Source organism: Niabella sp., from assembly GCF_030150205.1.
GTDB lineage: Bacteria > Bacteroidota > Bacteroidia > Chitinophagales > Chitinophagaceae > Niabella.
Genome location: NZ_JASLGT010000024.1, coordinates 259,290 through 282,353, shown reverse-complemented (window position 1 = coordinate 282,353; position 23,064 = coordinate 259,290). Strand labels below are relative to the sequence as shown.

At 40.3% G+C, this 23,064-nt stretch carries 24 protein-coding genes and 1 pseudogene; 20 read left to right on the top strand and 5 right to left on the bottom strand.

The window, feature by feature from the left end:
- Nucleotides 1-7: 7 nt before the first annotated feature.
- The 13 genes from Q1V85_RS17870 to Q1V85_RS17810 all read left to right on the top strand — a co-directional run bounded on the left by Q1V85_RS17870 (nt 8) and on the right by Q1V85_RS17810 (nt 13,114).
- Complete coding sequence (locus tag Q1V85_RS17870; RefSeq protein ID WP_300601924.1) at nt 8-586, top strand: hypothetical protein; 579 nt, start codon at nt 8-10, stop codon at nt 584-586.
- 147 nt (nt 587-733) lie between these two features.
- The gene (locus Q1V85_RS17865; RefSeq protein WP_300601923.1) at nt 734-1,378 is read left to right on the top strand and encodes a TetR/AcrR family transcriptional regulator; all 645 of its coding nucleotides are present in this window, start codon (nt 734-736) and stop codon (nt 1,376-1,378) included.
- 432 nt (nt 1,379-1,810) lie between these two features.
- The gene (locus Q1V85_RS17860) at nt 1,811-3,133 is read left to right on the top strand and encodes an aminotransferase class I/II-fold pyridoxal phosphate-dependent enzyme (RefSeq protein ID WP_300601922.1); all 1,323 of its coding nucleotides are present in this window, start codon (nt 1,811-1,813) and stop codon (nt 3,131-3,133) included.
- Nucleotides 3,134-3,774: 641 nt separating this feature from the next.
- Nucleotides 3,775-4,437 carry a conjugative transposon protein TraK gene (traK, locus tag Q1V85_RS17855; protein WP_300601921.1) on the top strand — a complete coding sequence of 221 codons (663 nt, stop codon included), beginning with the start codon at nt 3,775-3,777 and terminating at the stop codon, nt 4,435-4,437.
- A 3-nt stretch (nt 4,438-4,440) separates the two neighbouring features.
- Nucleotides 4,441-4,893, top strand: a complete 453-nt coding sequence (locus tag Q1V85_RS17850; RefSeq protein ID WP_300601920.1) for a hypothetical protein — start codon at nt 4,441-4,443, stop codon at nt 4,891-4,893.
- A 30-nt stretch (nt 4,894-4,923) separates the two neighbouring features.
- On the top strand, nt 4,924-6,177 hold the full coding sequence (gene traM, locus Q1V85_RS17845) for a conjugative transposon protein TraM (protein WP_300601919.1): 1,254 nt from the start codon (nt 4,924-4,926) through the stop codon (nt 6,175-6,177).
- 27 nt (nt 6,178-6,204) lie between these two features.
- Nucleotides 6,205-7,071, top strand: a complete 867-nt coding sequence (traN, locus tag Q1V85_RS17840) for a conjugative transposon protein TraN (protein ID WP_300601918.1) — start codon at nt 6,205-6,207, stop codon at nt 7,069-7,071.
- Between the two features lie 48 nt (nt 7,072-7,119).
- Nucleotides 7,120-7,632, top strand: coding sequence for a hypothetical protein (locus tag Q1V85_RS17835; protein WP_300601917.1), 513 nt, complete (start codon nt 7,120-7,122; stop codon nt 7,630-7,632).
- A gap of 31 nt (nt 7,633-7,663) precedes the next feature.
- On the top strand, nt 7,664-8,551 hold the full coding sequence (locus Q1V85_RS17830; protein WP_300601916.1) for a hypothetical protein: 888 nt from the start codon (nt 7,664-7,666) through the stop codon (nt 8,549-8,551).
- A 12-nt stretch (nt 8,552-8,563) separates the two neighbouring features.
- Nucleotides 8,564-10,060: a hypothetical protein gene (locus Q1V85_RS17825; RefSeq protein ID WP_300601915.1), complete on the top strand. Its 1,497-nt coding sequence runs from the start codon at nt 8,564-8,566 to the stop codon at nt 10,058-10,060.
- Nucleotides 10,061-10,159: 99 nt separating this feature from the next.
- Nucleotides 10,160-11,278, top strand: a complete 1,119-nt coding sequence (locus tag Q1V85_RS17820) for a hypothetical protein (protein WP_300601914.1) — start codon at nt 10,160-10,162, stop codon at nt 11,276-11,278.
- A gap of 18 nt (nt 11,279-11,296) precedes the next feature.
- Nucleotides 11,297-12,283 (top strand): bifunctional DNA primase/polymerase, encoded by a 987-nt coding sequence (locus tag Q1V85_RS17815; protein ID WP_300601913.1) that lies wholly within the window; start codon nt 11,297-11,299, stop codon nt 12,281-12,283.
- Nucleotides 12,284-12,301: 18 nt separating this feature from the next.
- The gene (locus tag Q1V85_RS17810; protein WP_300601912.1) at nt 12,302-13,114 is read left to right on the top strand and encodes a DNA adenine methylase; all 813 of its coding nucleotides are present in this window, start codon (nt 12,302-12,304) and stop codon (nt 13,112-13,114) included.
- Nucleotides 13,115-13,368: 254 nt separating this feature from the next.
- Here Q1V85_RS17810 and Q1V85_RS17805 read toward each other — a convergent pair whose 3' ends face one another.
- From Q1V85_RS17805 to Q1V85_RS17790, 4 genes are all read right to left on the bottom strand, one after another.
- Complete coding sequence (locus tag Q1V85_RS17805; RefSeq protein ID WP_300601911.1) at nt 13,369-13,617, bottom strand: hypothetical protein; 249 nt, start codon at nt 13,615-13,617, stop codon at nt 13,369-13,371.
- A 117-nt stretch (nt 13,618-13,734) separates the two neighbouring features.
- The gene (locus tag Q1V85_RS17800) at nt 13,735-14,418 is read right to left on the bottom strand and encodes an SEC-C metal-binding domain-containing protein (RefSeq protein ID WP_300601910.1); all 684 of its coding nucleotides are present in this window, start codon (nt 14,416-14,418) and stop codon (nt 13,735-13,737) included.
- Nucleotides 14,411-15,421, bottom strand: a complete 1,011-nt coding sequence (locus Q1V85_RS17795; protein WP_300601909.1) for a hypothetical protein — start codon at nt 15,419-15,421, stop codon at nt 14,411-14,413. The genes Q1V85_RS17800 and Q1V85_RS17795 overlap by 8 nt, the downstream gene beginning before the upstream one ends.
- 3 nt (nt 15,422-15,424) lie before the next feature.
- Nucleotides 15,425-15,916, bottom strand: coding sequence for a hypothetical protein (locus Q1V85_RS17790; RefSeq protein WP_300601908.1), 492 nt, complete (start codon nt 15,914-15,916; stop codon nt 15,425-15,427).
- Nucleotides 15,917-16,022: 106 nt separating this feature from the next.
- On the opposite strand from Q1V85_RS17790, the gene Q1V85_RS17785 reads away from it, so the two are divergent.
- The 5 genes from Q1V85_RS17785 (at nt 16,023) to Q1V85_RS17765 (ending at nt 20,293) form a co-directional block, all read left to right on the top strand.
- Complete coding sequence (locus Q1V85_RS17785) at nt 16,023-16,667, top strand: sigma-70 family RNA polymerase sigma factor (protein ID WP_300601907.1); 645 nt, start codon at nt 16,023-16,025, stop codon at nt 16,665-16,667.
- Nucleotides 16,657-17,004 (top strand): hypothetical protein, encoded by a 348-nt coding sequence (locus Q1V85_RS17780; RefSeq protein ID WP_300601906.1) that lies wholly within the window; start codon nt 16,657-16,659, stop codon nt 17,002-17,004. Before Q1V85_RS17785 ends, Q1V85_RS17780 begins: the two co-directional genes overlap by 11 nt.
- On the top strand, nt 17,004-17,795 hold the full coding sequence (locus Q1V85_RS17775) for an ImmA/IrrE family metallo-endopeptidase (protein WP_300601905.1): 792 nt from the start codon (nt 17,004-17,006) through the stop codon (nt 17,793-17,795). Before Q1V85_RS17780 ends, Q1V85_RS17775 begins: the two co-directional genes overlap by 1 nt.
- A 730-nt stretch (nt 17,796-18,525) precedes the next feature.
- A complete protein-coding gene (locus Q1V85_RS17770; RefSeq protein ID WP_300601904.1) occupies nt 18,526-19,917 on the top strand; it encodes an exonuclease domain-containing protein in 1,392 nt (463 codons plus the stop codon).
- A gap of 40 nt (nt 19,918-19,957) precedes the next feature.
- Nucleotides 19,958-20,293: a hypothetical protein gene (locus tag Q1V85_RS17765; RefSeq protein WP_300601903.1), complete on the top strand. Its 336-nt coding sequence runs from the start codon at nt 19,958-19,960 to the stop codon at nt 20,291-20,293.
- Nucleotides 20,294-20,385: 92 nt separating this feature from the next.
- Here the strand turns inward: Q1V85_RS17765 and Q1V85_RS17760 are convergent, their stop codons facing one another.
- A complete protein-coding gene (locus Q1V85_RS17760; protein WP_300601902.1) occupies nt 20,386-20,703 on the bottom strand; it encodes a hypothetical protein in 318 nt (105 codons plus the stop codon).
- Nucleotides 20,704-21,251: 548 nt separating this feature from the next.
- On the opposite strand from Q1V85_RS17760, the pseudogene Q1V85_RS25215 reads away from it, so the two are divergent.
- Both Q1V85_RS25215 and Q1V85_RS25210 read left to right on the top strand, forming a co-directional pair.
- Nucleotides 21,252-22,260, top strand: a pseudogene (locus tag Q1V85_RS25215) (alpha/beta hydrolase).
- A gap of 532 nt (nt 22,261-22,792) precedes the next feature.
- On the top strand, nt 22,793-22,930 hold the full coding sequence (locus Q1V85_RS25210; protein ID WP_366914016.1) for a Fic family protein: 138 nt from the start codon (nt 22,793-22,795) through the stop codon (nt 22,928-22,930).
- Nucleotides 22,931-23,064: the final 134 nt, after the last annotated feature.

Below are 23,064 nucleotides of genomic sequence, written 5' to 3'. Positions count from 1 at the left end.
TGCACCCGTGAATAAAAATATTCTCGATTATTTCGCCCCGACTTACAATAACAGCGATTTAAATGATATTGTCAACACTATAGAGTATACCAAAATTGCAAAAACTTATTGTGAAATCTCGGGGAAAAGTTTCTATCTAATTGATTTTCGAAATAAGAAATTTCTACACGTTCCAAATAACGATTTCTTTTTGTGTGGCAATCTTGCATCAAAAGTTTTAGAAGATGGCTTTCGTTTTTACACTAGTAATGTACCAGAAAAGGATCTTTTATTGCTTTATAAAATTTATACCGATTGTCTTAATCTTTTAAAGACAATTCCTCACCCCGACAGAATAAACACCTATTTATCTTACGATTTCCATCTCAAATTTCCCCGGGAAAATTACATTTTAATAAATCATAAAATAACACCGCTATCATTTGACAAGAATGGAAATGTAGTAGTTGGGCTATGTCTCATTTCGCCCTCCCGCGAGCGCAAAGCAGGAAACGTTAGGATTGTAAATGCGACAAAGAAGTTAGCGTTCCATATTGACCCATATCATGGACGCTTGAGTAACCTAACGGCCACTCCTGCCACCTAGGATTTTGTAACGCCAAAAATCAGACTATTATCAACCAAACTCCGAGTATTTAAATTTCACAAGCTGCGTAAGGTGCGGAACAAGTTTTATTTGCTAAATTGCAAGACAAGAGATATTATAATGGTACTTTATAATTAGAAATTGTTTATGCAAAGGAAAGTTCATCAAGGAGGGATTTATAATAAAGAAAGAACCAAGAAGAAGTGTATTGCTGCCGTGAGAAAGGTTCTAATGAAAGAGGGTTTTCAAAATATTAAAATCAATAAAGTAGCAGAAGCATCAGGAGTTACGAAAAAATTAATATATGACTACTTTGGCGGGCTAGACGGCCTCATCAAGGCATATTTGGAGCAAGTAGATTTTTGGAAAATAGAGGAACAAAAAATAGATAGCGGCGGCACGGCTCAGCTTCCAGTAATAAGTAGAGATTTTATGTCCAAACTGCTTCGTGACGACTTTGAATATTTTTATAACTCTGTTGAAATGCAAAAAATTGTTTTGTGGGGGATTTCTGCAAAGAATAAAACAATCAGAGAACTTTCAGATGAGCGTGAAGAGCTTGGAGAAAGAGTTTTTGAAAAGGCCGATGAAATTTTCAAAAACACGCACGTTGATTTTAGGGCTACTATTGCTATTTTAGTTTCTTCAATCTATTATATGGTTTTACATGCGAAAACGAACGGGAGTAAAATGTGTGGTATAGACGTCACCACCAAGGAAGGAAAAGAGAGAATATTTAGCTCCCTGGAAAGATTGCTTACTCTCACCTACAAGCATTCCGCCAAACCTTGAGAATTAAACAACTGCTCTACCTAGCGATAGTTGCGTTCCGTCCTTCTTTTAACCTCTCCTATTTCATTTTTGCTTAATGACGATAGGGGTTGCTATGTTTCCCATAGTAGAGGTCACAGCTTTATATCCAACTTAAATATGCCCCCCGGGATCCCTAATCATGAACTTCGGCATACAGGTCGTTTCAAACAGACAATTCTCACCGACAAATAATGTCGACTTTTGTTATCGCCTTTTAACAGAACTCTCCTGTTCCATAGTGACACAAAGGTTGTGGTTATTGTCAAAGTCCACAAAACAACAGAAATATAACCGATTTAGCGCATAGTTGTAAGCAAAAAAAACCTCCAAATAAAAAATGTGACTATTTAGTGAGAAAATATAATTTATCATCTTCTTACACGTTAGTAACTTCCAGATAAATTAACAGCTATGATGAATCATGACCAATTCATAACCGAAGTTGAGAGTAGCATCACAACAGGTGTCGACCAAGGTTTGCTCCATTTAGTACAGGATAACAAACTAACAAAGGACAACCTAATCAGTATCAATAGACAGTGGCTATGCAATTTCACTTCGTGTAGTTATCTCGGCTTAGAACATGATGAGCGCTTGAAAAATGCGGCAATAGAAGCAGTTAAGATCTATGGAACTCAGTTTTCAGAATCGAGGGCATATGTTTCGATCGAGCTTTACAAGGAGCTTGAAATTTTGATAAGCGAGATTTTTGGAGCCCCTAGTCTTGTAGCGCCGACAACTACATTAGGCCATTTGGCCACCATCCCTGTTATATTAAATAGCAATGACGCAGTCATAGTAGACCAGCAATTACACAATTCGGTGTTAAGCGGCATTAATGTATTCAGAGCAAATTGGTCAGTCCATTTTGAAGTGCTTCGGCACAACCGAATGGATCTATTAGAAGAACGGATTAAAACCTTGCAAATAAAACATAAACGAATATGGTATTTTTGCGACGGGATATACTCAATGTTTGGCGACCGTTGCCCCATTGAGGAAATTTTTAGACTTCTGGATACTTTCCCTTCCTTCCATGCGTACATTGATGATGCACATGCTATGAGTGTTTTGGGATCAAACGGCAGAGGGCTAGCTCTTGGCGAAAGAAATATTCACGAAAGAATGATAGTTGCGTCTTCTATGGCAAAAGCGTTCGCGACCGGTGGGGGTATTTTGGTTTTTCCGACCAAAGAGCTGGCGACTAAGGTAAGAACTTGTGGGGCCCCATTTAATTCCTCAGGCCCACTGCAACCTGCGACTTTGGGTGCCGCTGTTGCATCGGCCCAAATTCATTTAACAGCAGAAATTTCGTCTTTACAGCAAGAGTTGGTGAAAAGGATTCAATATGCAAACTTTTTGTTTAAAAAGACCTGTCTACCTGTAATATCGAACTACGACTCGGCTATATTTTTCGTTGGTACGTCTAAGGCCAATTTAGCTTATGAAATTATGGGGCGGATGATGAAAAGAGGCTTTTTGGTTAACTTGGGGGTTTTCCCGGCAGTCTCAAAAAATCATTCAGGAATCAGATTTACGGTAACGACGGTACAAACTTTCGAGCAAATAGAAAACATGATTGCAGCACTTGAAGAGGAATTCAATGCATCATTAAAACACAATGATTATTCGGTGGAACAGATTAACAATGCGTTTAGAAGCGTGGCCATTATGGATAATCGCACTACTGGACTATTTTTAGATGAAATGAAAAATCAGCATAGAAAGAGTTGATTTGTAATTAACTAGAAACTCGAATTAAGTCGGTGTGTAGCATTCGGGCGAACTTGGAAAATAGGCGGGCTGGATAGGGATCTCTGCATTTTGAAAGTGAGTTGGATACAATAACAGTTTCTGTAACAATTCGACCGACATTTGCAAGAAATTGCGTTACATTCTGATTGCGGCTATCAAGTAATGATGGCTGCAAAAGGATACATTAAAAAGGCGTCCGGTATTTGAGGAACCACCTGAAGATCTGAAATTTTGAAGGGTCTTGGACGACTTCGTTTTTGATCCACTGGAGGCCAATTTTCTTGATCAACTTTTGCCGCATGAAGGGATTGGATTAAACCCCCATGCCGATCTATTAGTTATCCGACATCCTGCCACTATGCAGAATAAAAACTACTATAACCTTCATCGATTGCTCGTCGGTATAAATAACAACATCATATTGGCTCAACTGGCACTGTGAATCCAATGATTCTAAATACACTCTTGAATGAGCGTTCAGGCCAAATTAATGTTTTCATATTTTAAGAATCAAATTTTGGGCTTTCCAAGAAAGTACCTGAAAGCAATTATCAAATAAAATAGATCTTTATAACGGTTTAAAAATCCCACCTACCAATATCTCACAATAATCCCTTTTAATGCTTCTCACATTTGTTCCTGTTAACAATCCACAGGAAAAAATGATCAGGCAATTAAAAAATATTGATACAGCTTTTAAACATATCAGGCTTTTCACGGCTGTTCTCATTTTGGCGAGTATGTTGTTCGCTAGCTTTTGTTTTTACTATTGTATAAAGAAAGTAAGTGAGGCCCAAAACTCTATCTACGTAATCGCAAACGGCAAAGCTATTCAGGCTGCTATGTCTAGCCGCCGGGAAAATCTTGCCGTGGAAGCAAGGGATCACATCCGGACATTTCATGAGTATTTCTTTTCGTTTGTGCCTGACGATAAGGCGATTGACGAGAACATTCGCAGAGCCTTGTATATGGCAGATGAGAGTGCAAAACAGCAATACGACGCGTTGAAAGAAAAGGGGTTTTATGCAAGTCTGGTCAGTGGCAATATCAGTCAGGTGATTATTTGTGACAGTATTTCCCTCAATCTGGATCAACGGCCCTATCATTTTCGTTTTTACGGCAAACAACAGGTTATCCGATCCAGTGCCATGATTACACGCAATCTGATAACTGAAGGTTATTTACGTGAACTAAATGAACGCACTGACAACAATGCGCATGCCTTTCTGATTGAGAAATGGGTGACCATAGACAATAACATTCTTTCAACTACTAGAAGATAGATAATGCTCAAAAGAAAGAAAAGCATACAAGGTATTAAAGTGTACAGAAATCCGTTTCAGCGGGTTAAAGAAAAAGTTATTGCCCAACAGCACCAACTGGCGGATTGGATGCAAAGAAAGACCCGACATTGGAAAAAAAAGCAACAAAAGATCTTCTTATTTATACTCTGTCTTGTTTTAGGGGGCTCTAGCATTTATAGGGTTCTTGAACTCTTTGAAGAAAAGACAAATCCTACTGTGCTAAATATGGTGAACCAACAATCAAACCCTCCGATTGCTCCACCGGCACCCATGATGCATCCGACCGTCAGAGATACAAATATTTTTTACCGCTTCCGAAGCCATATCGATAGTCTTTTGAGAACGCCAGAAGGGCGTAGGCGATATGACGAATTTTTGAAAGAGAGACCGGGTTTTCTTGATAGCCTTGCCTTCGCTGAAAAAATATCAAAATAATCATTTTCTAACCAGTTTAAACTATTAAAAATGCAAGACACATTACTCGTCAATGAACGGAAACGAAAATTTTGGCTGATCCTCCCAGTGCTCAGCATTCCTTTTGTCATTTTTCTTTTTTATTCCTTTGGTGGAGGCAAAGGGAACGGTGATCAGCAGAAATCTCCAACGAGTGCTCTAAGTACCATGTTACCTGATCCTTTATTAAACGACCAGCAGAAGATGGACAAACTCAGTTTGTATGAAAGGGCTAAACGGGATTCTGAACAGGCAGAGAGTAATGCTCCTTTTGGCGCCTGGAAACCGGTAGATTCATCAAGATTCAGTAATACAAATAAAAATGATGGATTTGGTTATTCTCCGGAGATTCCGCTGTATCCATCGACTCCTCCACTTAACGAACAATTGCAAAAATCCAGAGAAAGCCAGATGGAGCAAAAGATTATGCAGTTGCAACAAAAATTGCAGTCTCCGGATGAGGCTGCTATGAATTCCGGGCAAACCGTCTTGGAAGCCCCAGGAGGAAGTTCTCCGGAAATAGCAAGGTTGGAAACAATGATGCAATCACTTTCCCAGCCTTCCGATACAAACCCGGAACTTGTTCAGGCAAGCTCTTTAATTGACAAAATCCTCGACGTCCAGCATCCGGAGCGTGTCAATCAGCGTTTGAAAAAACAATCGCTCGAGAATAAAAAAGATGTATTCCCTGTGAGTGCTGTCGCTGAGAAGGAAGTCACCGATCTATTTGCAGATGAAGGTCAAAATAAATCAACTTCTTCTTCCGGCTTCTATGATGAGGATCCTGTTTTGTCAGAGGATCAGAATGCACTTCGGGCGGTTGTCCACGAAAGTCAAACATTAACGAGTGGTGCCACAGTAAAGATCAGGCTGGAACAAGACGCCTATATACAAGGCGTGCTGATACCGAAGGGAAGTTTTGTTTTTGGCATTTGTACACTCAACGGCGAAAGACTGGAGGTGGCCATTAATTCTATAAGAAAAGAAAACTCTATATATCCTGTTTCACTTATCGCTTACGATCTGGACGGCCTACCAGGCATCCGTATTCCCGGTAGTATCAACCGCGATGCGTCAAAGGAAAATTCAGAACGGGCAATACAATCCATAGGCTTAGGAAGCCTGGATCCTTCACTTGGCGCACAGGCAGCCTCTGCAGGAATTGAAGCGGCAAAAAATCTGCTCTCACGGAAAGTTAAACTTATCAAAGTTGTTGTCAAAGCAGGATATCCATTACTCATCGCTCCTGATAAAAATAATTCCTAATTCATCACCTTAAAATTTTCATAGACTATGTTACACCATTTTAAAAAAGTATTTTTAATGATTGCTTTCTTTGGGACTGGTATTTCGATCTATGCTCAGGAGGTTAAGGCCCCAGCTGCATCAATCTTACCTATGGAACTGGCTATTACTAATAACGAAACCAGCGTATTGATTTTTCCTCACGCTATTAAAGGCGTTGATCGAGGGAGTAAGGAAATCCGTACTAAGGTGGTTAAAGACGTTAGTAATGTACTGAAACTGAGAGCCGCTACCGAGAATATAGCTCCAACAAATCTTCACGTTTTTACGGGGGATGGAAGGGTCTATGCATTCAATATTATATACAACCAGGCTCCGGCAAACCTGACAATAGACCTGACGAATGCACACAATATCCAAGGAAGCTCCGCTCCCGTGAAGTTTATAGATAATCGTCTAAATGATGCTTTAGTGGAACAATGCGCGGAAGCAATCCTCACGCAAAAGCCACTTCGCAAAAGCCCAAAATCTGAAAAAAAGGGAGATGCTCAACTGTCATTATTGGGAACATACCTGAAAGACGGGGTGCTGTTTTTTCACTTATCGCTTACAAATAAAGCGCAGCTTCCATACCAGATCGATTTTGTCCGTTCCTATATCAGGGACAAGAAGAAAACCAAGCGATCCTCTATTACAGAACATGAAGTAACTCCTCTTTTTAAAAAAATAAGTAATGAGGGTAATTCGGTTAGAGGCAACCCTGCGGGAATTGTTCTTGCGTTTGATCAGTTCACAATAGCGGATGGAAAATACCTGGCAATTGAGGGTTTTGAAAAAAACGGCGACCGTGTGCTAACCTGTAAGTTGAAAGGAAAGCATCTTCTTAACGTAAAGAAGCTTGATCAGCGGCCTTGACTGATCACCTCACTTATTTAACTTATTCACTTACGAAAAGAAATTTTTATGGAAGAAGAGAAACAGAAAAGCCGAATGGAACGTGACGTTGAAGCCTGGAAACGCATTGAGGATAAACTAATACAACGATACGGCAGTGGAATCACAAAAGACCGTAGTTTCCTGAAAGCAAAACGGGATATCTATAAGCATATTGCGGACAAGAACAAACGTAAACGATTAAACCTGTATGAAAAAGCAGAACTCCGGGTGATACGTGGACAGCATCGCAACCTGTTGCGCCAGTTATATCCTAATCCCTACATCAGACTCATCCGTAATACTATGGTCTTTGCAGGAAATCTTCTGAATGCGGTTGGAACATTCGGATTCAGAGCCGCAAAATGGTTAATTACTCCGGACAGGAAAGCAGCTTCACCAATTGAGAATCAGCAAGTAAAGCAGCAATCGTCACAAAAGGCTAAGGCAGCGCCATCTCAAAACAAGGCTGTAATACGCCGAATGCCACAAAGGACCCGCAGGCAAATGGCTGCCGGCCAGAGCCGTGGGGTTAGACGATAATCTATTTTCTCAATTTTAAAATTTACAGATTATGGAACCAACTATTGAAAACGCAGACGCATTAAAATCAAGAATCGGTAACGTCGGTTTTGGCAACCGGTTTGACAAAGAGATTGACGAGGCCCTCGCCGCTGGCAGCGCCGAAATAAGGCCCTTCACTTCAGAAGTAATTGAGAACAGAAGAATGGATTTTGAACCGGAAATAAAGATAAAAGATAACAAAGGCTATTATAATGGGTTTAAAGCCACTTTTTATAATGAAGATGGCACAACCGTCACCCAATGGTTTAAGGCAGCCGACCGGGTGACGATTAATGAAGCCTATATCCTGATGGTAGATCAGCAGCATCCCCGGGCCGTACATAAAACATATTATAATGAGGCCGGAGAAAAATATGGTCAGTGGGTGCAGCTTGACTTTTCTCAAAGAACCGAGAGTGGAAATTATCTTACCAAGCGCTATGGTGATTTTGATCAGGTGGCCAAGCTGAATGACTATGCCTTTGTGGAACTTGCCTCCGAAAAGCAAAAAATTACTGCTGCGGCCCATTTAGCGGATGGCCGGGAGATAGCACTTACCCCCGTGAACCAGGAAAAATACAGTCAGATATTTGTAAGGGCAAATCCGGAACGCGGCACGTTCACTTTTACTGATGTGGAAGGCAAATTGCTGTATCATGACCAATTCCGTACGCCGGAGGCCCTTGAACGTATACTACAGGATAAAAATACCAGGCAGGCGAGTGTCAGCTTTGTGCGGAATCAAGGAAATGGTGTAATTCCTGGTAAGAACTCAGTTGAACAAGACAAGTCTGAAACTCAAAAAAAAAATTCCGTCCCTGAATCCGAGACCCTAAAGCCAAATAAAACCCCAAGGGTTGTTCAAGATGGAGGACAGCAGAGAGGCAAATCAATCTAAAAATATCATAGAATGGCTAACGAATTCAAGTATATCCTGGAACTGGAAGGAAAAGATTATGGTAAACACATTGGTAGAAATGATGAGCATGTGTACTATGTGCCTTTCAGAGAGACGAACTATTTTATGTCAATAGTGGAGGCTATGGATGCGCTGGTGCTCAAAGATATACGCTCGTTTGAAGAAGTGGCTGAAACTGTCAGGGGCAACAGATATCATGAAATCGCATCACTTCGCTCGGTTGAAAACGATGAACTACTTATGCAAGTGGGCCGCATATCGTTTCATGACGCCCCGGATGCGTCGCCAACAGCGGGCATTTATCTTTTCTTTGAAGATCGTCCCATCCAGGATTTTGAGGAACGTACAGGATTCGATTTCAAAGGATTTAGTGATTATGACCCTGATTCTCCGTTTTTATTAATCGGATCCTATTCATATGAATTTCAGACGGGATTTAATATTGTTATTGACCAGGCAGTTACTGATTGGGAAAACAGTTTAAATTATTATGAACTGGACCGGCATTTCAATGAGGATGATTGGACATATAAAGTTGAGATCGTGAAAGAACCCATTGATGGCGAATTAATCCATCAAATCAATAATTACCATTTTCAGGACCTTCCAACTGCCACGCGGCATCTTTTAAAAGCAGAGCCACATCATTTGGATAAAGATCTTGCAGAAGGTCTGGAAGAGAAGTGCTGGGTGACGGAGGCCAATTTAAAACAGCGGGGCGAAGGACCACTGGTGAGTTTAATTGCAGTGAAATCCTCTAACACAAATGAAAAGGTTTCCGAGCCAGGAATCCACATGAAATTTTTTACTCCAATTGAAGCGTTTGAAGAATGTGCTAACATAAACCTGAAAGGATTGGGCAACTATGGTGATGATGATATGTATTTGTTACTTGCTAATTATTATATTGATCCTACATGCGCTAACAATGATTCTTTGCACTACAGCGATCTATTGCCACACCCAGGCTATACAGCTTTACTGAATAGAATTAAGGATGAACTACGGCAAGAGATTGATCAGCAGCAAGTTTCTCCATTTTTGTTAAGAGTTGTTTGGGACGCCCCTGCCGTTTCCAAAAGAGATATTTCAATCGATGAGTCATTGATCCAGGATACACCATTTAATACAGTTGATGATGGACTGGATGCTTTGTTAAAACTGGAAACGTCATTATTTGATTCGCAGTCGGTTAGCGACATGGGTTATCCGCTTTTCATCAAACGAGCAGAAATAATCGACACTGAAAAAAATACAGTTATTATAGCAAAGTATCAAAGAACCGGAGAATCGGACAATGGTATGTATATAAGTTTTGACAACAATCAGGAATCTATTAGCCTGATGGTTGCGCTTGATTTGGCATTGAAGAAACGAAGAGGCCAAACGGATATTAAACTATCAGATGAAAATGGTGACATTCAAAGGAAAAGATCACAGACAGATAGGATTATAAATACACCTGGTTCGCGGGGAAAGAAATTATAGAAAACAATTTTAGTTTATAAAGTCAACAGGTATCTAAAGAACCTATGCGCAGGGTTATTTGGCGCGAAAAATATCGATTTAACTTAATTCTGAATACATATGCCTGAAGAGCATAAATATGTTTTGCAAAGAACTGGAACAGACTATACAGGAGTTTTAACCAGAGACCCCGATTGTCTTTTCCCGGTACCCTTTGAGGAGAAGAGTTTCCACACTGGTATCCAGGAGGCTGTTGAAGAACTAATCGCTGGGGATATACGAAGGTTTGACAACATCCATTTTAAGATAACAACAGGTGGTTATTATCATAGTGCAAAGATTATCTCTGTAAACGATGGAGAAACGATACTCCAGATTTCAAAGCTTCCTTACCAGGGGAAAGAAGTTTATGAAAACCATCCTGTTTATGCGGGAATTTACCTGGATCTTGGCAAAAAAACTGTAAAAGAGTTTGAAGCATTTTCGGGATTTGATTTCTACTTTCATAATAATTACGATCCCAATTCTAATTATTTAGAACTGGCGCTCATAGCAAATGATCCGAAATACGGCCTGGGTATTTACCGGGAATTTATGACCATCGACTGGCAACAAAACTTGGAGAACGATAAGCTGAACAAAAGGCTTCACGACAATCGTCGGAAATACGAAGTGAAAATCACTGAAAGCCCCATCAATTCTATTAACCCTGTTGTTATTCGCAGGTATCATTTTAATGAACTACAAGAAGCCTTTAAATACCTATTGTTAAGCACGGATTTAGGAAGAATGGATCCGGATCTGGGAAAAAATCATCGCGAATCAAACTGGATTTCGGAGGCAAGCCTGCTGTATCGACACCATGGAAAGGTAGCAGAGTTAGTAGCTGCCAAAAAATTCGGTCAGAATGGTATTACTTCTCAGCCAGGTATTCACCTAAGATCCTATGTGCCTGTCAAACTACTCGAGCGGGAGACAAAAATTGATCTATCCGGCCTGGGGAATTACGGAAAAAAAGATGATTGTTTATTAGTTGCGGAGTACTTCAGGAATTCAACGATGATAAACCCCGTTGAGGAAGATTTTAGTCGAATTATACCCCACGCTGGATTTACTTCACTGGTTGGCTTGTTAACCGAAGAAAAATCAATAACGCTCGCTCAAAACCTGGTTCAACAAAAAAAATTGTTCGGCGGACGCAAAATGCAACCGCCCCATTCCGGAGGTCCAAAATTATAAATATTAAACTGGTTTAGAATGAACTCTTTAATCAACACAGCTATGCAATACCGGGAAATGGGTTTTTCGGTAATTGCAACAGACGCATTGAAACAGAGCATTGCAAAATGGAAAGGTTTTCAAGACCAGCTGCCCGGTGCTGCAGCGCTGGAGAAAATGTTTTCCTCACCGGCTGCCCTGGGTATCGCGTTGGTGACTGGAAGGTCCAGCGGTAATTTGGAGGTAATTGATGTCGATACGAAGTATTTTACTGAAGGTTGCCAATTTGTAAAATTTTGCGCGGGCATCGCACAGGTTAGTGCAGACTTATTTAAGAAAATTGTAATTGCACAATCACGAAACGGGGGGTATCATTTTTATTATCGCTGCAATGAAATAGGGCCCAATCAGGCACTTGCCAGGAGACCTGTAACCGAACAGGAAAAATTAAGGCATCCGAAGGAAAGGGTGAAGGTATTGATTGAAACAAGAGGGATCGGTGGCTATATCGTCGTTCCTCCGTCTCCCGGATATCGTTTTGTCCAGAATGACTTAAGTAGAATACCGTCAATAACTGCATCAGAACGGAACGCATTACTTCATCAGGCACGAATTCTTAACCAATATGTAGAAAAGAAAGTTGAAAAATCTCCATCAAGAATCCGGGCAGCAGGAGAAATGAGTCCTTTAGATGATTATAACCAGCGCGGAGACATTATTGGTCTGCTAGAAAAGCACGGGTGGACAGTTGTTGGACGAAATGAGAAGCGCACATGGCTCAAACGGCCAGGTGACAGCGATAAACGCAGTTCAGGGGATTTTAACCATGAAATGGGATTATTCTCCGTCTTCAGCACCAGCTCGGAATTTAAACCAGGGTGCGGTTACAGGCCATATGCAGTATATGCTGTTTTAGAATGTGGGGGAGATTTCAAGGAGGCTGTCAGGCGGCTTGCTGGAGAGGGCTTCGGCGTATCCCCGATTGTAGACCATCAGCGCAACAACAACTATAACATTAAGATTTAATAGAGAAAAGAAGCCTGAATGAAAACACCAATCACCTATTATGGAGGAAAGCAAAAGCTGGCTCCAATCATTCTTGAATTGATCCCGCCGCATATTTTATATGCAGAAGCTTTTGCTGGTGGAGCAGCTATTTTCTTCGCAAAGCCTCCATCGGCGGTGGAGGTGCTAAATGACACCAACGGAGAGCTTATCAATTTCTACCGGGTTATAAAAGATACTTTCAGTGAACTATTAGCAGAAATTGAATCGACTCTTCACAGTCGCAAACTTCACAAGCAGGCCTGGGTAGTTTACAGTAATCCGGAGCTGTTCAGCCCCGTAAAGCGGGCCTGGGCAGTTTGGGTACTTTCTTCGCAAGGTTTTGCCGGACAGTTGGCAAATGTCTGGGGATATGATATTGAAGCAGATTCTACATCAAGAAAGATATTTTTTAACAAGAAAACTTTTACTGAATTGTACTGCCAGCGTTTAGAGAAGGTTCAATTGGAAAGCACTGATGCGCTGTATATCATACGCTCCAGAGATTCCAAAGATTCTTTTTTTTACTGTGACCCACCCTATTTTAATTCGCATTTAGGCCATTACAAGGGGTATACAAAGAAAGATTTCGAGGATCTTTTACAGCATCTGTCCGCATTAAAAGGTAAATTTCTTCTTTCATCTTATCCTTCAAAGCTTTTGCAGGACTATACCCATGCCAATAATTGGTCCACATTAGAATTTGAGCAACTGGTAACCGTAAATGTGAAACATCGAAACGAGAAAAAGAAAATAGAGGTATTGACTGCCAATTATCCACTTGAGCGGCAACCTCAACCAATGTTGTTTTAGACTAAGCAGCTAGTTGTTATTACGACGCCTGAACAAAAGAAATACCTGTTTTAAATCCGGAGCCATTTTAAAAATCATCCAACGGATCGAGTTTTGATCTTTGTGCTTCAGAGAATAGGAAATTATTTTTTAAAAGTCGACAGATTAAGACACATAGATTTTACTGAACCATGTTCCCTTGGTTTTGCTATTTCTCTTAACTTAGCTAAATGTGACGACTGATTAAATTTTCTTTAAAAATTTAATCAATCTGTTTAGTCGGTCAAATTCCTACGTAAATACTCAGCTTTGCAGAAGTGGAAACACTGCATCTGGAGTTCATACCATTCAGTTCCTTTTTCTTCTTGATAAAGGAGCTCGAATTCGGCCTGAGTAAGATAACGGGCAATTCCTTGCGTGGGCTTAATTCTAACTCTGAAAGTGCGGTTTTCAAAAGCATGCGCATAACAGGGTTGAGGAATGTGCGCATAAATAAATGAAGTGGCTATAATTGGATTTGCCATAATTTTGATTTAATCAGCTTTTACCTATAAGGGACTGATTTATAGTATAATATAAAGAAAAGGGTCGAGATTTCCTAATAAAAACTTATTGGATGAAAATAACTTTATAAATGAAAATTACTTCAGCTCTAGGCTCACTTTAGCATAGTCTGGGTATAATTTAATGAATCCGGAAAGATCTTCTTCAAGTTTAGCTTTACCTACCCAGGCCAATCGTTCCAATCTTTCTTCATGACAGTGCTTGTATTTTTTAGCACTGCCGCAGGGACATGGATCATTTCTGCCTATTTTCTTTTCCAGCATTTTTTGCAGCACCATAATGGCTTGTTTGGGAGCCAGCTTTAAATCCTCTCGGTAGTATTGTTCTACGCCATGAAACTCGTGTTGATATTCAGTCCCCGCATACTTCTTATGCTCCAGTTTATACAGTTGATTTGCAAAGTAAGGGTAAACCTTTTCCAACATAAATGTGGTAATATTGATACCCATCTTTGATTGCTGAACTAGCTTATGGTCGATATCCAGGCAACAAAAACCCTCAGTGCTGATATGCCAGTCTGCTTCGCGGGGAATAAATTTGCTTGTTTCCTGCACTGACACCGTACAGTAGGGATAGGATTTAGGAACATAGATCCGGACTTTAAAACTGCCGCAATACTGTTGTTCAGTATCAAAGATGTCAAGTTCTCCTGCCAAAATCCAAAGCTCAGGATGCTTACGTCTTACCAACGTAATTTTTGGAAAGACTTCACCCAGTTCGATCATATCTTTTTCAAAGAGTGTTTCCTGTTTATTATCCATGGTAGTAAGGTTTGCTTGCAGCTGCAATCGGGGCAAGCATTGCTGTAGATTGCTGCTTTAAGGCGGATTGATCTTTAAAATGAAGATGGCCCGATAAATCACTTACAATGTAGGACTGGCGTTTCAGATAAGCCATCCAGTTAAAATCGTATTGGGTATAATTAAATCTCTTTTCGGGAATTTGAAATATATACCTGTCGGCCTCGTATTTTGTCCGATGGCAAACCGGTACAAACAGATCTTTTGCTAAATATGATTCATCAAGTATATGATCGCCGGCTACAACTCCATTACTGGGTGCGTATCCCTGCATTTTACTGGCAAGGCTGGTATGAAGGCTACAAGTGGTAATCTCACTTATTTCACCAACACCGGCAAGAGCCCATATTACGTCTTCATCATAACCAAGATCAATTCCTATACGCGTAAAAATGGTTTCTATCCCCTGTTCATTAAAGAGGTTTTTGAGGTCATTCTTTACAAAATAAGTAAATACAGATGCAAATTGAAGTGCATCGGCAACAGCTTTCGATATTGGGATATTCCTGCCTCCAAAGTAAACAAAAAGGCCGTCACCCTGCAACCGGTGAATATAGCCGCCGAATAACAGGCAGGTATGGATAGCTGCCCGCTGAATAGCGTTCGTTACAATCAGGACGGTAAGCGGTTTATATCTTTTAAATAAATTCGTGGATCCCTTGATGTCTACGAACATAGAGACAATATAATGGTGCTCAACGGAATTGCTGTGTTTGAGATGGCTGAAATCGGGATGAAGTCCTAATTGCTGGTTAAAATTGGGTTGTTTCCCGAGCTCATTTGCAAAGCGTTGTAAACTGGGTTGCAATTGCATTTCGGGGATCTGCCTGTTGAAGGCTTCGAAGCTCAAGCCTTTCGATAACTTGCCCTCTTGCAGGGTATGTAAATTTTGATAATTCTGATTCAACGGGTCTGCATGAAGCGCTGCTTCTATTGTCGTTAGATAATCACTGAATGGTTGCATAATTTATTTTTTTAAATTAGAAATGATGACGATTATAAGGGGAATAAAAAGAAAAAACTGGGTGATGAGTAAATAGCCTGCGATTCTTAATTTCTTAAATTTTCCTGAAAGACCAGCCGCTAACTGATACACCTGTTCCCTTAGATCTAAAATCTCATCAGCCTCGGTAACTGACTGCGAGTAATTACCAAAATCTGACATTGGAATTGCGGATATATCATTGAAATAATAAAGAGAATTACCCCCGCTTTTCAGGAACGGGACGGAAGTCCAGGCAACGATAATCATGATAGCAAGTCCCAGGGATAACAACAGACCCATTAACAGATGAATACATATCCCGCAGTTTACCTTCTCTAGTAGTGTAGGATATCCTGCAACCAAGCCACCTGTGATGAACGTACCTAGCGTTAAAAAAACGGTAGCTTTATTATTGATACTGTCGTAGTAATGGTCATACCGTTCTACGCAAAATTTTAATCTTTCTTGTTCCATTTGTTTTTTAATTTGGATTTAACTACATTTACTATAATACCGAAACCGTTATCTGGAATGTACTCAAAACCGTTACTAACGCTTTTAGGTATATAAAACGTAAGACTTGACCTGGCAGGAATTAGAAAATGAGACATTAGAAAATCTCGTCGAATTATTACAGTTAAAGGGGGATTCAGAATCGGATGAATGGGCTAATGCGGCCTTTATTAATATTACATTTCGATTCAGAAAAGATCTTTTAGAAAAGTGTACCCGCATGTGTTTGAAATCCGGGCTCACAGAAACCGATGCGGAGGAAGTCACAAACAGGACATTTGAAAGCCTTTTTAAATACTGCAAGTTTCGGGTTTCAGAGTGCAAAACAGAAGATGTCGAAAAATGCTTTAGGTATTACTTATACAGTATCGCAAGGAATGAATTTGCAGATTATGTAAAACCCGACGACTCTCCCTATACTGGTGAAGAAAAGGTGATAATATCCTTGATTGATCCCAATGTTGACTATACCCCTGAAAAATTAAGTCAACTGAAAGAAGTCGAAGCTCAACTTGATAAAGCGTTTTCAACATTGACCCCTAAACATAAAATAATATACTTGACCTACCAATATCACGAACATGAGGGAAAAAATATACCCCGGCAACTCGCAAAGGAGTTGAGAGACGTGGTAAAGTTATCCCAGTCCTCTATTCGGGTCTACAAAAAACAAGCGTTCGATTTAATGAAATCTCTGGGTTATGGCAGTTAAATCAATAAAAATAGACGGCGGTAATATATATGAGTGGCTATGCTCAATAGGCTATTTGCTACCACGTACAGACCTGGAATTGGATCGGTTTGAAAAATTAAATCCACCGGGCTCTATTTCTGTGGATGAGAATGCAATTGATCCCTTTGCCATTATTAACGGAACGCGACAACGCATGGAATTATCTATTAGCCAAGTTGAATTGAAATCGGATGAACAGGCAGAACTCCGTATGGCTGCCCGTAAAAATAGCGATCTGCCTGCCGATGTGCTGGAACAAATCAGAAAGAACCAGGAGATAAAAAGGAATTCCGAAAATGATGACAAAAAAGGTTGATGATAAGCGCTGAAACCAAATTTCTCACCGAAATAATAGCAGATAACTTCTGGAAAGACGGAAGAGTGGATCTGGAGGCTGTTTGTGCAGACGAGGGGTTAGATATATTGTTAGATGATTATAAACATCATTTTGACGGTATGCTTGTTTGGGATGGACGGGAGTTTAATATACATCTGAATACCACAAAAGGTAATACACCAACGTCCAATAGGGGGCGCTTTACGCTTGCCCACGAACTAGGGCACTATTTTATTGAAAGCCATCGCGAAGGTATTAGGGTCGGGAGTATTCCTTTGCACTCGTCTCATTCGGGCCTTGTTCATTCAGACCTTTTGGAATCGCAAGCCGATGCCTTCGCAGCAAATTTACTTTTACCGGCAGCAAAACTGAGAAACCTAACCGCTAAACGCCCGTTTTCCTTAAACATAATTCGGGAAATTTCTGAGAAGTTCGGAGTCAGTTTGACTGCAGCGGCATTAAGGTTTGCGACGGTTGGAACACATGAGATTATGATTGTTTTTTCCGAAGATGGTAAAGTTAAATGGTCGGTTCGTAGTCATGACTTTCCCAAACTGGCCAATAAGTTCCGTATTGGCGGCGCGCTTCCTCCAACGACAGTTGCAAACCAGTTTTTTCTAAACCCAGGTTTGGAGGCGTCACAGCCTGAGCAACTTGATTTCGAGGAATGGTTCGAGAATAGAGGTTGGGATCCCCGCCGTAACTTTTATGAGCAATGTTTTTATTCTGATATATACAATTATGCGATTAGCCTGTTATGGTTTAAGTAACAGATAGATCGCTCATTTTGATTTGGTCGCTGTCGTGGAGATATGAATAACCTGTACTTCCTTCATAGCCAACCCTAATGGGGGTATTTTTGAAAATTCCGACCGTTTTGCTGAGCTCGTTCGTCAAAAAATAAATTTAACGAATGAAATCTAAAAGACAAAGTTGCCGTTATAAGGAAAATGAGCATTAAGTAGGTTATTGAAGTTGCCGAAAACCTGGTTTATAATCGGATTTGAAATCAAGGACTACCTGATATAACCTTTGCGACATAGTTTAACCGCCAGCTGAAAATTTGTTTTAGCCTTGTACCGTTTGCGCAAAGCTGAACAGGTCTTTTCGATGGAGCTAACACTGGCGGGATAGATCTTCCCTTTCTTCAATTTAGCTGACACTTCCTGTTGCGTCATGCCCTGGCTTAAATAGTCTATAATTCGTTGTTCGTCTATTCGCATTTGTTATTTATAATAATTTGTTTGTAATTTGATACAGTCGCAAGAACGTTAATCTATTATCTTGCTGCATTAGTATAATATAACGTTATATACTGTAAGTCAGATTTAAAGATAAATTTAAGACATGGAAATATTCTGATATTTCCCGGAAGGGTTCGTTTTAGTAGATGGATCTGCCTTAAAATCGGGAATGATAAGATATTTAGCCGATATTTGCTAATTAATTTAGTTGATGGTTTGTGTAGAAATTAAAAGCTGCCATAAATTTAAAGGATAAATGGATACAGAGTATGCAATAGTTGATATTGAAACTACCGGGGGCAATGCGGCGGCGGGAGGCAACATTACTGAAATTGCCATACGCATTTTTGATGGGAACACGGTTATCGACCGCTTTGAAACTTTGGTAAGGCCAGATTACCCGATACCCGCCTTCATCACATCGCTTACGGGGATTGACGATGCTATGGTGCAGGACAGTCCCGTTTTCGAAGACATTGCAAAAGAGATCTTTTCAATGCTCGAAGGCAGGATATTTGTGGCACACAATGTCAATTTTGACTACTGCTTTGTAAAACATCATTTGGAGAACGCAGGGTATAGCTACCAAGCGACTAAATTATGCACGGTACAACTTTCAAGAGCGATCCGGCCGGGGCTACCTTCTTATAGTCTTGGTAATGTTTGTGATTCGTTGGGTATTGAGCTCGATAACAGGCATCGAGCAGGTGGTGATGCAGATGCTACAGTTACATTATTTCGAAAGTTATTACAATGGGACGGTGCTGGTGTTGTTTCAGCAATGCTGGAAAGAGGACCGGGAGCGCAGCAGGCAGTGCCGGATGTAATAAAAGGAGATTTTGAGAAGCTACCAGATAGTCCCGGCGTTTATTATTTTCATAATGATGAAGGAAAAGCAATTTATGTCGGTAAAGCTAAAAATTTAAAGAAACGCGTTTCACAACATTTTAAACAGCGGGATATCAATCTGAAGCGCCAGCATTTTATAAAAGAGGCTTCGGCTATCAGCTTCGAAGCCTGTGGAACCGAGCTGATGGCGTTCATACTGGAAGCACTGGAAATTAAACGAATTTACCCCAAATATAACCAGGCCCTAAAAAAGTATGAGCCTAAGTTCGGACTGTTTGTACTGGATGACCCGGGAGGCTACACAAGAATGAAGATTTCCCGTCTGGGCAAAAAAGATCTGCCTGTCCAGGTATTCACTACACGCGAAGGAGGAATAAATAAAGTTAAGGAATTGACCAGGCGCTTTGGCCTTTGCGCTGAATTATGCCGTTTAAGGCGCTGCGATCTATGCGACCTCATTGATAAGAAAAATAAATTGCTTTGCTCTGCTGGTCAGCCGCCCAAAATTTATAACGAAAAAGTAGCAAGGGCGCTTTCCTTTTTAAAAGAAGACACGGCGACATTTTATATTATTGATAAAGGGAGGAACTGTAATGAGAAAAGTTGCGTTTGGATCGAAAATGGCAGCTTTTACGGGATGGGGTATATTGACAATACTGCGGATATTTACTGCCTGGATGATATCAAAGATAGTCTCACCCCGTACAACAGTACACACTATATCATGCAGTTGATTATTTCATTTATTTGCAAATACCCCAACAAGGTTGTTTCGATTGATCGTAGCATATTTGCCTGATGATATGGTATGATTGGCGAAAATCTTTATAAATTTAAATATGAATAGAATCAGTTTTCCTGATACTCATGTGTATCCCGGATGTACAGCAATATTCTTTTTTAAATTAGTTTCAGGTGGAATAACTGGACCAGTAACTGCAGAATTTAGCGATGGATCAATTGCAGTGGCAGAAGCCGAGCAAATAGATGCCGGGGAGGCAGTCGTTCGTATTGACGCCTATACGACTGAACATGGTACTCGTATTCCCCAAAGACGTGGCTTCTCAGGTATGACAGCGAGCTGGATTTCTGGAGAGTGGTCTAGTATACTGTTCCCGATTATACTTTACCCAATCCTCTATTTGCTGTCGTTCAAACCGTTGTTGGTCGATTAGATCCAGGCAGTCCGCAGTGAAACCTCCCGGAGCAGCCATATAGTAAGTAAACTTGCTGGGGTCTGGCAGTAGCGTACCGTCTAGCAGGTTGTTTAGAATATATTTAACCAGATCACGCCCGAATATAATCGGGTAATACTTTTTCCATACTTTTTACACTGGATGATTCCTTCCTGCCGCTTATTCCGGTACAATGCAAGATCCCTCCCTTTGTCCGATACGCCAGTCATTAATGTAGCGAGATCGTAGTTGTCAAAACCTGTATTTCTTATTTTGAGATCGATCAGTGAAGCTGTCAACTCTTCGAACCTACGGTCGTCCAAAGATTGATATGGGCGAAACTGGTTTGCAATAACAGGGGGCTTAACTAGTTCATTTTCCTTGTTTTGCGTCTGTTCTGGGTCAATCATATCACAACAATTATCGCGTAAAATTACATGAGATTAAAAAGCCACCTCGCCGCAACTTCATGTTATATGCTTTCACAGTATAATTTAGTCTAAAACCTTAAAACTATAGCTGTGTGAATATAATTCTGCTTTGGAAGTGTAACGCTATTCGCCGCAAATTTGCGGCGAATAAAGAATCTAATCTCTGCACGTTTTGGAATTGAAAGTACCGCTTAGAAAAAATATGTCCGGAAAATTTAGCAGAAAGTCTGCCAAGAATGGCTATATTTGAGTGCACAAAATGGCAGAAGCGGCTCCGTTTTTGCCAAAAAGCAAAAAATTGACACAATTTTTATTAAACATTAGTAATCAAATAGTTGCTCTCCCCAGCAGGGGGAGCAAACTTAAAGGCCGTTTTTAACGGCCTTTATTTATTCCATGTAGTTTAATCTTTTGTGTTGTTCTTCGCTATCCGGCACATTCAATTTTCGTACATTTACTATTGCTGAAATAATACCGACCGCTTTTGCTGCTGGCAGAATAGCTGCCTGATGGGGTAAAACCATAGAATGAAAAATAATTCAATTTTTAGTTTGCAAAAATCCGAAAAGAGGAGAAAGGCTCTTTTTCTTTTATGGCTTTTGCTTCTATCTGTATTTACAATTCCGTTTGCAAGCGCACAGCCCGGCACCGGTCGGCAACACACACAAAGCTTTACAAACGTTTCCTATAAAAAGGCAGTAGCTGATTCCTCCACTGAGCTTGACATTTTTCTGCCGGATACAAATTCGCCAAAACATCCCGTGGTAATCATAATTCATGGCGGAGCCTGGGCGGAAGGGGACAAGACTTTGGAAACCATTTATTACATGCAGCGATTCAAAAGCGAATTGCTTAAGAACGGCTTCGCTGTGATAAGTATAAATTACAGGCTCGTTGGCAAGTACATACATCTTCCAACCCCAGTGGAAGATTGTAAAGATGCCATCAGATGGGTGCGCGCTCATGCTGAAGAATATAGACACAACAAATATTGGATTATGGGGTGGCTCTGCTGGAGGACACCTGGCATTAATGGCTGCGTATACAACGAATGAACAATTCACCGGAGACAAGGAACTTTCGCCTCATTCAGCTCGTGTAAATTATGTAATCGACAACTTTGGACCTACAAATCTCAACACGCTCTTTAAAATAGATATTGGATGGTTCGGTGGATTTATGTTTAAATTATTCTTCCAAAAACTATATCAAATACGTGAAAAGTTAGTTTTCGCGATGACCGGTTATTCCCCGAAAACGGACAGGCAAAAAATCAATGAGATCTGCGCGTTCAATTCCCCGATAAAATATGCAAATAAAAATGCTGTACCTACTATAATTTTTCATGGGACAAAGGATGACGTTGTCCCGATTTCACAATCAAAAGATCTCAAAAATGCGCTTGATCACTCATTAATAGAAAACGAATTTATAACCGTTGAAAACGGCGACCATGGCTTTAACAATATTTCTAACCAGGAAATAGATAAATTAATTGACCAAAGCATTGCTTTTATAAGAAAATATCTAAAATAAAGTGTGTCACAACGCGCTATTATAATAAACCGCCCACAATAAAGGTTGCAGCTGTTTGGTATATTGGCTTTTATTTTATTACAAACAGACGCACTATCATTGAAAAGGCCGCTATAAAATTGTCGGGGTTTATTAATGTACAGATAATATTTAGCAGGAAGATCAATGCGTAAAACGCTGCCAGTTCGTAATTTGTACTACGGCCACCTCCCTGCTCCCGCTGTAAAATGCCTTTTTCTATTAAGTCTTTTATATTCCGTAAAGCGGTATCAGGAGAGCATATTGCTATTTTAGCCCATTTGGAAGATTTTAATTTTCTATCAAACCCATCCAGGAGCTTATTCAATACAAGGCGCTGTCTTTCATTTAAGCGGGTATGCTCGTGTACTTTCCAAAACGGAGCCTTCTGCAGATTTTATTTTATTGTTTTCCGTAGCCGATAACGCGTTTTTGCGACAATGAAGAAACCAGCTTAACCATTCCGTAATGTCTCCGTTGCTGTGTTGAACTTTTTGTAGTAAATGGACAATACATTCAATGGTTTAACGACGATACGGCAACAGATTCTGTTCTGAAAGCTGCAATCGCCCATTTTTGGTTTATCATCATTCACCCATTTGATGATGGCAACGGATTCCTTTCACAAGCGTTACGCCGGACAAAGATTTGAATGATCACATTTTTACATCCGGATAATAGCATCTTTCCTAAAAGATGATGAGAGCGTTTTGTGAAATTAAGCAACGAAGAAATTGACGCCATGCAAAAAATTCAGCGAGACATTTGAGCTGAATAACAATAAAA

Bases quoted from the DNA above. Each gene is read 5' to 3' on its own strand.
- traN (WP_300601918.1), top strand. From the start codon at position 6,205: ATGTTACACCATTTTAAAAAAGTATTTTTAATGATTGCTTTCTTTGGG.
- Q1V85_RS17860 (WP_300601922.1), top strand. From the start codon at position 1,811: ATGATGAATCATGACCAATTCATAACCGAAGTTGAGAGTAGCATCACA.
- Q1V85_RS17825 (WP_300601915.1), top strand. From the start codon at position 8,564: ATGGCTAACGAATTCAAGTATATCCTGGAACTGGAAGGAAAAGATTAT.
- Q1V85_RS17820 (WP_300601914.1), top strand. From the start codon at position 10,160: ATGCCTGAAGAGCATAAATATGTTTTGCAAAGAACTGGAACAGACTAT.
- Q1V85_RS17850 (WP_300601920.1), top strand. From the start codon at position 4,441: ATGCTCAAAAGAAAGAAAAGCATACAAGGTATTAAAGTGTACAGAAAT.
- Q1V85_RS17795 (WP_300601909.1), bottom strand. From the start codon at position 15,421: ATGCAACCATTCAGTGATTATCTAACGACAATAGAAGCAGCGCTTCAT.
- traM (WP_300601919.1), top strand. From the start codon at position 4,924: ATGCAAGACACATTACTCGTCAATGAACGGAAACGAAAATTTTGGCTG.
- Q1V85_RS17770 (WP_300601904.1), top strand. From the start codon at position 18,526: ATGGATACAGAGTATGCAATAGTTGATATTGAAACTACCGGGGGCAAT.
- Q1V85_RS17835 (WP_300601917.1), top strand. From the start codon at position 7,120: ATGGAAGAAGAGAAACAGAAAAGCCGAATGGAACGTGACGTTGAAGCC.
- Q1V85_RS17780 (WP_300601906.1), top strand. From the start codon at position 16,657: ATGGCAGTTAAATCAATAAAAATAGACGGCGGTAATATATATGAGTGG.
- traK (WP_300601921.1), top strand. From the start codon at position 3,775: ATGCTTCTCACATTTGTTCCTGTTAACAATCCACAGGAAAAAATGATC.
- Q1V85_RS17760 (WP_300601902.1), bottom strand. From the start codon at position 20,703: ATGATTGACCCAGAACAGACGCAAAACAAGGAAAATGAACTAGTTAAG.
- Q1V85_RS17830 (WP_300601916.1), top strand. From the start codon at position 7,664: ATGGAACCAACTATTGAAAACGCAGACGCATTAAAATCAAGAATCGGT.
- Q1V85_RS17805 (WP_300601911.1), bottom strand. From the start codon at position 13,617: ATGGCAAATCCAATTATAGCCACTTCATTTATTTATGCGCACATTCCT.
- Q1V85_RS17810 (WP_300601912.1), top strand. From the start codon at position 12,302: ATGAAAACACCAATCACCTATTATGGAGGAAAGCAAAAGCTGGCTCCA.
- Q1V85_RS17775 (WP_300601905.1), top strand. From the start codon at position 17,004: ATGATAAGCGCTGAAACCAAATTTCTCACCGAAATAATAGCAGATAAC.
- Q1V85_RS17790 (WP_300601908.1), bottom strand. From the start codon at position 15,916: ATGGAACAAGAAAGATTAAAATTTTGCGTAGAACGGTATGACCATTAC.
- Q1V85_RS17765 (WP_300601903.1), top strand. From the start codon at position 19,958: ATGAATAGAATCAGTTTTCCTGATACTCATGTGTATCCCGGATGTACA.
- Q1V85_RS17815 (WP_300601913.1), top strand. From the start codon at position 11,297: ATGAACTCTTTAATCAACACAGCTATGCAATACCGGGAAATGGGTTTT.
- Q1V85_RS17865 (WP_300601923.1), top strand. From the start codon at position 734: ATGCAAAGGAAAGTTCATCAAGGAGGGATTTATAATAAAGAAAGAACC.
- Q1V85_RS17800 (WP_300601910.1), bottom strand. From the start codon at position 14,418: ATGGATAATAAACAGGAAACACTCTTTGAAAAAGATATGATCGAACTG.